The 10240-nt window shown below is 37.5% G+C and carries 9 protein-coding genes; 5 read left to right on the forward strand and 4 right to left on the reverse strand.

The annotated features are described in order from the left end of the window. Positions 1 to 119 precede the first annotated feature (119 nt). Positions 120 to 2741, reverse strand: a complete 2622-nt coding sequence (adhE, locus tag BU038_RS04300) for a bifunctional acetaldehyde-CoA/alcohol dehydrogenase (RefSeq protein WP_107604975.1) — start codon at positions 2739 to 2741, stop codon at positions 120 to 122. Positions 2742 to 3088: 347 nt separating this feature from the next. Here adhE and BU038_RS04305 point away from each other — a divergent pair, with 347 nt between their 5' ends. Together BU038_RS04305 and BU038_RS04310 are read left to right on the forward strand one after the other, a co-directional pair. Then, the gene (locus BU038_RS04305; RefSeq protein ID WP_107604976.1) at positions 3089 to 4006 is read left to right on the forward strand and encodes an NAD-dependent epimerase/dehydratase family protein; all 918 of its coding nucleotides are present in this window, start codon (positions 3089 to 3091) and stop codon (positions 4004 to 4006) included. A 51-nt stretch (positions 4007 to 4057) separates the two neighbouring features. Then, positions 4058 to 4738: a type 1 glutamine amidotransferase domain-containing protein gene (locus BU038_RS04310; RefSeq protein ID WP_107604977.1), complete on the forward strand. Its 681-nt coding sequence runs from the start codon at positions 4058 to 4060 to the stop codon at positions 4736 to 4738. A 79-nt stretch (positions 4739 to 4817) separates the two neighbouring features. Here the strand turns inward: BU038_RS04310 and BU038_RS04315 are convergent, their stop codons facing one another. Further along, positions 4818 to 5171: a DoxX family protein gene (locus tag BU038_RS04315; protein WP_107604978.1), complete on the reverse strand. Its 354-nt coding sequence runs from the start codon at positions 5169 to 5171 to the stop codon at positions 4818 to 4820. A gap of 178 nt (positions 5172 to 5349) precedes the next feature. Here BU038_RS04315 and fmdA point away from each other — a divergent pair, with 178 nt between their 5' ends. Next, entirely contained in the window at positions 5350 to 6543 is a 1194-nt protein-coding gene (gene fmdA, locus BU038_RS04320; protein ID WP_107604979.1) for a formamidase, read from the forward strand. After that, positions 6543 to 6803 carry a zinc ribbon domain-containing protein gene (locus tag BU038_RS04325; RefSeq protein WP_107604980.1) on the forward strand — a complete coding sequence of 87 codons (261 nt, stop codon included), beginning with the start codon at positions 6543 to 6545 and terminating at the stop codon, positions 6801 to 6803. The genes fmdA and BU038_RS04325 overlap by 1 nt, the downstream gene beginning before the upstream one ends. A gap of 758 nt (positions 6804 to 7561) precedes the next feature. On the opposite strand, the gene BU038_RS04330 is transcribed toward BU038_RS04325, so the two are convergent. Continuing rightward, complete coding sequence (locus BU038_RS04330; RefSeq protein ID WP_241963145.1) at positions 7562 to 8263, reverse strand: MOSC domain-containing protein; 702 nt, start codon at positions 8261 to 8263, stop codon at positions 7562 to 7564. Positions 8264 to 8492: 229 nt separating this feature from the next. Here BU038_RS04330 and BU038_RS04335 point away from each other — a divergent pair, with 229 nt between their 5' ends. Further along, positions 8493 to 9383, forward strand: coding sequence for a fructose bisphosphate aldolase (locus BU038_RS04335; protein ID WP_107604982.1), 891 nt, complete (start codon positions 8493 to 8495; stop codon positions 9381 to 9383). Between the two features lie 89 nt (positions 9384 to 9472). Here the strand turns inward: BU038_RS04335 and BU038_RS04340 are convergent, their stop codons facing one another. Continuing rightward, a complete protein-coding gene (locus BU038_RS04340) occupies positions 9473 to 9991 on the reverse strand; it encodes an AAA family ATPase (protein ID WP_107604983.1) in 519 nt (172 codons plus the stop codon). Positions 9992 to 10240: the final 249 nt, after the last annotated feature.

The raw sequence follows: 10240 nt of genomic DNA on the forward strand, positions 1-10240 counted from the left end.
TTTAAGACTGATGCTTCTGGCATCGGTCTTTTTCTATATACCAAAAACACGTCCCTGCATGAAGGAACGTGTTTTGAATGGATGATTGAATTTTAGTCATTTGGAAAAGTCATCGCGACTTATTTTTGATAATCATAAGCAGTAATAATAATATCTTTTAGTTCACTGATTAATGGTTCTTTCGGGTTAGCAGTTGTACATTGGTCTTCGTATGCAAGTTCTGCCATGCGATCTACTGTCGCATCTAATACTTCTTGTGTTAAACCTTGTGCTTTAAGGTTCATTTCGATACCTACGCTTTGACCTAATTCATAAACAGCATCTGCCAAAGCTTCTACTAAATCTTCTGTTGTTTTACCTTTCAAACCTAAGAATTTCGCAATATCTGCATAATCTTGGTCCGCTCTGAAGTAATCATATTTAGGGAACATCGCATGTTTTTGCGGATCTTTCGCATTATATCTAATGACGTGTGGCAATAAAATCGCATTCGTACGACCATGTGGAATGTTGTATTCTCCACCGATTTTATGGGCAATTGAGTGACTGATACCTAGGAATGCATTCGCAAACGCCATACCTGCAAGTGTTGACGCATTATGCATACGTTCTCTTGCATCTGGATCTCCATCATTCGCTGAAGCTTTCAAATCTTCGAAGACAATTTTAATCGCTTGTAAGCTTAAACCACGTGTATAATCACTCGCCATAACTGATACATAAGATTCAATCGCGTGTGTTAAAACGTCCATACCTGTATCAGCAGTGACCCCTCTTGGTACACTTAATACAAATTGTGAATCTACGATGGCTACATCTGGTGTTAATGCGTAATCAGCTAATGGATATTTCACATGCGTATCACTATCTGTAATAACCGCAAATGGTGTAACTTCTGAACCTGTACCTGAAGTAGTTGGAATACATACCATTTTCGCACGTTGTGCTGGCATAATTTTATATGCACGTTTACGGATATCTAAGAATTTTTGTTTCGCACCGAAGAATGATAAATCAGGGTGTTCGAAGAATGCCCACATACCTTTCGCCGCATCCATAACAGATCCGCCACCGATTGCGATAATTGTATCTGGTTGGAATTCAACCATTAATTCTAAACCTTTATAGACAGTATTCGTTGATGGGTTAGGTTCAACATCGCTGAAGATACGCACATCAGGAGCATCATTGCGTCTGGCAAGTACTTCTTGTACACGTTTCGCATAACCAAGGTTTACCATGCCTTCATCTGTCACAATAACAACGCGTTCAACTTCTTTCATTTGCGTTAAGTACATAAGTGAATTTTTCTCAAAGAAAATTTTAGGTGGAAGTTTGAACCATTGCATATTATTTCTCCTTTTAGCGATTGTTTTTATATTGATTAAATCGACAGCTGAAACGTTATGAGAAACTGAGTTATGTCCATAAGAGCCGCAACCTAATGTTAATGATGGAATCATTTCATTATAGATATTACCTATACCCCCTTCAGCTGATGGAGAGTTGACTAACACACGACAAGCATTCATGCGAATACCGAATTCTTTTTGTAAAGCTTCATCTTCTGTATGCACGACTGCAGTATGACCTAAACCGCCTAAATCAAGCATACCTTCACATAATTCTAAGCCATGTTCACGATTCTCTGCTTTTACCATTGCGAGTACCGGAGATAATTTTTCACGAGATAGCGGATAATCCGGTCCTACACCTTCAAGTTCCGCAATCAACATTTTCGTACCTTCAGGCACTTTAATACCGACTGATGCGGCAATTTCAGTGGCTGGTTTACCTACGATATCTGCATTAACTGCACAACGGTCTTCACGCATCACGATACTTTCTAATTTAGATAATTCTTTTTTCTTCACGACATAACATTGATGTGCTTCAAACTCTTTTTTCACTTCATCATAGATTTCTTTATCTACAATCACACCTTGTTCAGAAGCACAAATCATGCCGTTATCAAATGTCTTAGATACAATGACATCATTAACTGCACGTTTGATTTTCGCTGACTTTTCGATATACGCAGGTACGTTACCTGGTCCTACACCTAATGCTGGTTTACCTGTTGAGTATGCAGATTTCACCATACCTGCACCACCTGTCGCAAGTACTAATGCAACTTTGTCATGGTTCATTAATAATTTAGTGGCTTCCAGTGATGGATGTTCAATCCATTGAATAATATGTTCTGGGGCACCTGCTTTAAGTGCTGCTTCATAAATGACTTTCGCTGCACGTGCAGAAGATTGTTGTGCACTTGGATGGAAGGCAAAGATAATCGGGTTACCCGTTTTAATTGCGATGATTGCTTTAAAGATTGTTGTAGAAGTCGGGTTCGTTGTTGGTGTTACACCACACACTACACCGACAGGTGAAGCCACATACGTCAAACCACGTTGTTCATCTTCATCAATGACGCCGATTGTTTTATTGTATTTGATAGATTGCCAGATATATTCTGATGCATATAGGTTCTTGATAGCTTTGTCTTCATAAATACCGCGGCCTGTTTCTTCATAGGCAGCTTTCGCAAGTTCCATATGTTTGTCTACAGCTGCCATTGCCATCGCATGAACAATGTGATCAATTTGCGTTTGATCAAGCTTTGCTAATTCACGTAATGCATGTTGTCCATTTTCTGCAAGTGCATCAATCATTTGTTGCGTGGGATTAATTTCAGGTTGTACTTCTGTTGGTTGTTTCTCATTTTGAGTAGATGTAGCCATTTCTATTTCCTCCTCGACATGAATGCTTCTGAATTACTTTGTGAATTATTTCACAAACAGAATATCTTATTTTTTACTTGGAGTAAATGAAAAACACATATTTTTATTTTATTTCGTTACGATTGTGTGAACATCATAATTTAATAAATTCATATAAGACTTAGAACCGCAAGTAATTAAGCGCTTACATTAACACCTTTAATTGTTCAAAAAGTTTTTAAATTGACTTGAGCATATCAGTTCCTATTTGCCCCTGACCAAGGTAAAATAAATTTTACCAACTATGTTTACGAACTTAAACTTAAGGAAAATGTAAAAATAAATACACAAATTTGGAGTGATCAAGCATGCAAACAGTGCTAGGAAGTAATGGTCAAATTGGTCATGAAATCGCAAATGAACTATATAATAATTACACAAAAGACATTCGTTTAGTGGGTAGAAAACCTAAAAAGATTCACGACAGTGATGAACTCGTCGCAGCGGATCTAATGAAATATGAAGAAGCTTATCAAGCGATTAAAGGGAGCGACATCGTATATTTTGCGGTTGGATTACCCGCAAATTCTGAAATGTGGGAACAACGCTTCCCTGTTATGATGGAAAACGTTATTAAAGCTTGTCTTGAAACAAATGCTAAACTCGCTTTCTTCGACAACACTTATATGTATGAAAAGAACGCAAATGTCCAAACAGAATCCAGTCCATTTGTTCCTGTTGGACGTAAATCTGTGGTTCGTGCACAAATGGCTGAAATGGTTATCAAAGCAATGAACGAACAAAATCTTCAAGCTGTCATTGGTCGTGCACCTGAATTCTATGGTCCTGATAAAACACAAAGTATCACCAATACTTTAGTATTTAATCGTATCAAAGCAGGTAAAAAAGCGATTGTTCCTGTTAGTGCTTCAGTGTTACGTACTTTAATTTGGACACCAGATGCAAGTCGCGCATTAGCACTGCTTGGTAATACACCAGACGCTTATGGTCAAACTTGGCATTTACCGACTGCCGGCAGCCTGACATATGAAAAATTAATACAGAAAACAGAAACTATCTTAAATCAAAAAGTCGGTTATCAAGTTTTACCGATGTGGGCATTTAAAATCGGCAGTTTGTTTAATGAACAGGTCAAAGAATTGATGGAGTTATTACCAAGATATAAATATAATAATATATTTAATTCTGATAAATTCAAAAAGCGTTTCCCAGAATTTAACATCACTTCTTACGATGAAGGAATTAAAGAAGTATTTAAAGCATAAACAGGGTAATTTAAAAGTAGTGGATTTTTTCCATGGAAAGAAGGTTAAAGTATGAAAAAAATTATGATAGTCAACACGAGTACAGATCATTTCGGTGAATTTTCAAAACCGACAGGACTTTGGTTAGGAGAACTTGTTCACTTTTATGATTATTTTAATGACGGCAACTACGAAATCGACATTTTCAGTGTTGAAGGCGGAGAAACACCAATAGACCCAGTTAGCTTGAACCCTGTCTTTTTAGATAAAGTGACAAAACGTTATTATGATGACGAAAAATTTATGGCACAATTAAAATACTCTAAATCAATCAAAGAAGCAGATCCGACAAAATACGATGTCATCTATTTCACTGGCGGCCATGGTGTGATGTTTGATTTCCCTAATAATAAAGATATCCAACATGCGATTAATGAAGTTTATGGTCACAACGGCATTGTAGCAGCAGTATGTCATGGTGTCGCAGCATTATTAAATGTTAAAGACAACAATGGCAGATACTTCATTGACCAAAAACAAATGACAGGCTTTTCTAATACAGAAGAGTTGCTCGCAAATCGTAAAAAACTTGTACCGTTCATGTTAGAAGATGAAATTAAACGTCGTGGTGCAGATTATCAAAAAGCCGTGTTACCTTTCACACCTGAAGTTGAAACAGATGGACGACTAGTAACAGGTCAAAATCCGCAATCACCTAAACAAGTAGCACAAGCAGTCAGTCGACTTCTTTAATTGAATTATTAAACACTATAAATAAAGCTTCTTCTTGCTTAATTCAAGACAAGAAGAAGCTTTTATTTTTATCATTTATTTACAATTTACGAATTAATGCCATTAAAACAAATTGTAGTGGTAAGCGACTGTATAAAGCCCACTTAGGAGGTTGATAATCGCCTAGCGGTAATTGCTTGCGCGCCATATAAATATTAGCTGGAAATACTGAGATTAAAAAGGCATTGATGCCACGTTTAAATGCTTGGCTTGGACGTTTCCAAAATAGAACACCGCCAATGATTAACTCAACAACACCAGTTACAATTACTGCAGTTTTGCGCAATGGTAAATACTTTGGAACAATGCGAGTAAAAGCGTCAGAACGCACAAAGTGCATGACACCTGCTAAACTGAATAATCCTCCTAAAACTAAACGTAATCCTTTACGCATGTTGTCACCTTCTTTTTAGAGTCATCTTTCTATTATTTCACAAATTGTTACTTTTTAACAAAAAAACAAATATTTTCACAAAAATTCAGAAAACGAGTTTAAAATGTAACTTTTTGAGGAATACTATTTCTAGTCAGAATCTTTCAGTCACAAATTATTTCGGCAAGGGGGTAGGCATATGCCTAAGAAATTATTTAGTGTGGATTTGAATAAGAAAATGGATCAGCAAGCACATCCCGGACACAACCGATGGCATCCGGACATTCCGGCTGCATTTTCAGTTGAACCCGGGGAATCATTCCGTGTGGAATGTTTAGACTGGACCGATGGTCAAGTCTCAAACAATGACGACCCAAGCGATATCAAGTATGTCAACTTGAACCGTGTACATGTACTGAGTGGTCCCGTATATGTCAACGGAGTCGAGCCTGGCGACTTACTCGTCGTCGACATCTTAGATATCGGCGCATTCCCAGAACACGAATGGGGCTTTAACGGAATTTTCGACGTGACAAACGGTGGAAGTTTCCTCGTCGATCATTATCCGAATGCTCAAAAGTCGATTTGGGATTTCAACGGTATTTATGCGACAAGTCGTCATGTACCTGGTGTCGAATTTGTCGGATTGATTCACCCAGGATTGATTGGGGTCGCGCCTTCCCAAGAAATGTTGGATGAATGGAACCGACGTGAACAAGCATTGGTAGATACAGATCCGAACAGAGAGCCGGTATTAGCGAACTTGCCTGATACGGATGCTGTAGTGCTTGGCACTTTAGAAGGCAAAGATTTCGACCGTGTCGCTAAAGAAGGTGCCAGAACCGTTCCTCCTAGAGAAAACGGCGGTAACTGTGATATCAAAAACTTATCGAAAGGTTCCCGCATTTATTTCCCAGTCTTTGTCGACGGCGCAAAATTATCTGTCGGCGATCTGCATTTCTCACAAGGTGATGGCGAAATTACATTCTGCGGCGGTATCGAAATGCCTGGTTGGATTGATTTACGTGTCAACGTGATTAAAAATGGCATGGAAAAATATCAAATTAAAAAGAACCCAGCCTTCAAACCTGGGCCTGTTATGCCGAACTATACAGATTATATTGTATTCGAAGGTATTTCAGTAGATGAATTCAGCGGTAAACAAGAGTACTTAAATGCGAATACCGCTTATCGCAACGCTTGCTTAAACGCAATTGAATTCTTAAAAACACGAGGCTTTACAGGTGAACAAGCTTATATGTTACTTGGAACAGCGCCCGTCCAAGGTACAGTTGCTGGTATCGTGGATGTTCCAAACGCTTGTTGTACGATTGCAATACCTCGTGAAATCTTCAGAGATGACATCATCCCAAATTTGGAGCCTGATGAGTAATGCCCAATTACACTTATGCATGCGCACATCACGGTGAATTTACGCTAAATCAGTCTATGAATGAAAATCACGATTATGCAGTTTGCCCTGACTGCAATCAAGACGCTAAGCGCGTCTTCGTCCCATTCAACACTTCAAAAATTGATTCCAAATTGAAGAGAAGAATTGAATCTGGTCAAGAACCAAAAGTTGTTTCGCACGATAAACTCCCAAATAAACCGAAACAACAAAATACGCATAACCGTCCTTGGATGGTCTAAATCAATACTACAAAAAAATCGAATACCCATCATACAAATGATAAAAATCGCATTCAAACTTACAGCCCATTTGCATGCGAACGATAAACCTACAAATTAAAAATAATAAACCAGGTACATCCATCTACGTTGAGTTATACCCTCCTCAATGAATGATGCTTGATGTCCATTTAAACACTTGGCATATGAACGTTGCACATAATTAAAAATAATAAACCTATTGAAGATGTTAACGTGCAACACCACTGGATTAAATAATCCTATCCAATCATTGCCACAAAAGTAAAAGGTTAATCTGTCATAAATAACTCATAGTTGTTTTCTCCCCTTCGCAGCCATGAGGTTGACAGACTATAAGGTAAGATGAATAAGAAAGACACATGTCGCCATTTCGGCGCATGTGTCTTTCAAACTGTAGACAAACTATCGTTATAGCGTATTAATAGGCGACTTTATAAGCCAACACCGAAAAAATCCCCACACTACTGCAATAGTGTGGGGATTGGTGCATTAATTGTTAATCATTTTCGTTATCTGTATTATAACACTGGTTAGTAGAGAAATGCAAAGCCCTCATTCATTTCTCTTTTGAATATTATTTCTATCTATAATCTAACTCGTCCTTACGGATAAAAACATGTAAAATGTTAAAAAATAAAAAAATGCCGACAAGTCCATAAGACTTTGTCGACAGTCTGAGACACATGTCGTCATTTCGGCGCATGTGTCTTTTATTTTTATTATAATAAGTATTTATTTTAAATGTTCGGACCATAGAGTCTTGGTGTATGATCCACCGCTTCTCCTTCAAGCAATTGACTTAACTCTTCCTTCCAAGATTGCGGTGTATAGTCATTATCCATTAATTCACGCAGCAGTTGCGGATGATCCGTATGATGATATAATACATCATTCATCTTCGCAATTGTCCATGTTTCACAAGGACGCTCAACTAACTCAAACACATCGCCTTGTTGAATTCGTCCTTCCTCAAGCACTCTGAAATACCAACCTGTACGACCTGTATCTTGAATGCGTTGACCGAAATCAATCCATTTCACACGTCTGCCTGGTTTCCAACAAGGTCTGCGTGGTTGTGAAACTTGTACTAACGCTTCACCGACACGATAAATATCTCCGATACATACAGTCGTTTCATCCATGTCTATAACAGATACATTTTCACCATTTGTCCCAGCTTTAAATTCTGCATCTGGATATTCTTCAGCCCATTTATCATAATGAATGGCACTGTAGGCAAATAATGCTTTTTCTGGTCCGCCATGATGTTTCTTATCTCCTACATCATCGCCCTCTAGACCGTCTTTAGTCAGAAAGACAGGAATCGGCATGGCTTTCTTATACGCAGCAGTCATCCATTGCTGATCTAGTTTATTAACGGCGTGCGGATGCCCTACTGTTTCCACACCGCCTACAAATAACGTTTCTATTCTGCTCACCGTCTTCACCCTTTCAACAAATCCCTTTCACACTATTGTAACGTATTTTAGTTTTAAATGAATACTACTAAGATGTTTCATATCACACTTTCAAGCGGATGCATCCAATTAAAATAAGTTTGTGATTTATTTTACAATTTTGAGTTAAACTATTTGCGAAATCACTTCATTTTTACCATACTAGAGATGAAAGAGATATAGCAAAATGCGGAAAGAGGAGTGTCAATAAATGAACCAAGAACAATTTGACAAAATTAAAAATGGTAAAGGATTTATCGCAGCATTAGACCAAAGCGGTGGTAGTACTCCTAAAGCGCTTAAAGCTTACGGAATTGAAGAAAATGAATACTCAAACGATGATGAAATGTTTGACCTTGTACACGAAATGCGTACACGCATCATTACTTCACCTGCTTTCAACGGGGACAAAATCCTAGGAGCTATCCTATTCGAACAAACAATGGATCGTGAAATCGAAGGACAATACACTGGTGACTTCCTAGCAAGCAAAGGTGTTGTACCATTCTTGAAAGTCGACAAAGGATTAGCTGACCAAAACGAAGGCGTTCAATTAATGAAACCTATTCCAGATTTAGATGAATTATTGAAACGCGCAAACGAACGTCATATCTTCGGTACAAAAATGCGTTCTAACATTTTAGAAAACAACAAAGAAGGTATTGAAAAAGTTGTTAAACAACAATTCGAAGTTGCTAAAGAAATCATTGCGGCTGGTTTAGTACCAATCATCGAACCAGAAGTTAACATTCACGCAGAAGATAAAGAAGCAATCGAAGAAAACTTAGCAGCAGCAATCAAAGCTGAATTAGACAACTTAAACAAAGACCAACATGTTATGTTGAAATTAACAATTCCAACAAAAGCAAACACTTATAAAGAACTTATCGAACACCCTCAAGTGGTACGTGTTGTTGCATTATCTGGTGGTTACAGCCGTGAAGAAGCAAACAAAATCTTGAAAGAAAACGATGGCTTAATCGCAAGCTTCTCTCGTGCATTAGTAACTGACTTAAACGTTAACCAATCAGACGAAGAATTTAACAATAAATTACAAGATGCGATTGATACAATCTACGACGCATCAGTAAACAAAGCATAATCACAATTATGCGATAAAGCGAATCTCCTCCGAGGTTCGCTTTTTTATTTGCGTTAACTACCTCCACTCGTCCAAATTAATTATTTGGTTTAGTGGTTTATCTTGATTTCACTTTCTCGTATAAAACGCTCTATTTCTTTAAAACCATTCAGTTCAATCCATTTTACTCGATTAATACTATTTGCTTTAGCTTGAATCATAAAAGGAAAATGATTACTTGGGAAGTCCCAAATATATTTTACAAATTCAAACCGCAGTGACTTCGGATTACCGCCAGTATCTTCATTTCGTAATAACCTGACATAACGTTTCGTGACATTCCAAATACATTTCCAACGTGGTGCTTTCAACCAAATGACAAGCTCTGCTTTTTCTAAGCGTAAAAGTAAAGTATCCCTATAATTTCCATCTATAATCCAAGATTCATTTTCAGCAATTACTTTTTCAATTTGTCTTACAAACTCTTCTTGATTAATTGTTTCATGATCATTTTTCCAAAACAGTTTATCTAAATGAAAGACTGGAATATTCATTTTCTGACTTAACTGTTTAGCAAATGTTGATTTTCCAGAACCAGGGCTGCCAATCACCAGAATCCTTTCCGCCATATTATCCGCCTCATTCCTCTTAATAGTGAATCGTTGTCATGTGTTTAATCAAGATTATATTCATCTATGCGAATACACGCAAATCTATGTTCGAAAAACTGATTTATCTTATCACACAAAAAGGGGCCGGGACATAATTGTTCTGGAACCTAATAAAAAGGACGATTTTCACATATAAAAATGAAAATCGTTCCTTTTTTATTTTGTCCAAGAAATTTTCAGCTCGTAGAGCTGCTAATTTCCTAATAT

The sequence above is a fragment of the Staphylococcus simulans genome, from assembly GCF_003043455.1.
Classification (GTDB): domain Bacteria; phylum Bacillota; class Bacilli; order Staphylococcales; family Staphylococcaceae; genus Staphylococcus; species Staphylococcus simulans_A.

What these genes read in the sequence shown, in the direction of transcription:
- adhE (WP_107604975.1), bottom strand. Translation starts at nt 2,741, where the DNA reads ATGGCTACATCTACTCAAAATGAGAAACAACCAACAGAAGTACAACCT.
- BU038_RS04305 (WP_107604976.1), top strand. Translation starts at nt 3,089, where the DNA reads ATGCAAACAGTGCTAGGAAGTAATGGTCAAATTGGTCATGAAATCGCA.
- BU038_RS04310 (WP_107604977.1), top strand. Translation starts at nt 4,058, where the DNA reads ATGAAAAAAATTATGATAGTCAACACGAGTACAGATCATTTCGGTGAA.
- BU038_RS04315 (WP_107604978.1), bottom strand. Translation starts at nt 5,171, where the DNA reads ATGCGTAAAGGATTACGTTTAGTTTTAGGAGGATTATTCAGTTTAGCA.
- fmdA (WP_107604979.1), top strand. Translation starts at nt 5,350, where the DNA reads ATGCCTAAGAAATTATTTAGTGTGGATTTGAATAAGAAAATGGATCAG.
- BU038_RS04325 (WP_107604980.1), top strand. Translation starts at nt 6,543, where the DNA reads ATGCCCAATTACACTTATGCATGCGCACATCACGGTGAATTTACGCTA.
- BU038_RS04335 (WP_107604982.1), top strand. Translation starts at nt 8,493, where the DNA reads ATGAACCAAGAACAATTTGACAAAATTAAAAATGGTAAAGGATTTATC.
- BU038_RS04340 (WP_107604983.1), bottom strand. Translation starts at nt 9,991, where the DNA reads ATGGCGGAAAGGATTCTGGTGATTGGCAGCCCTGGTTCTGGAAAATCA.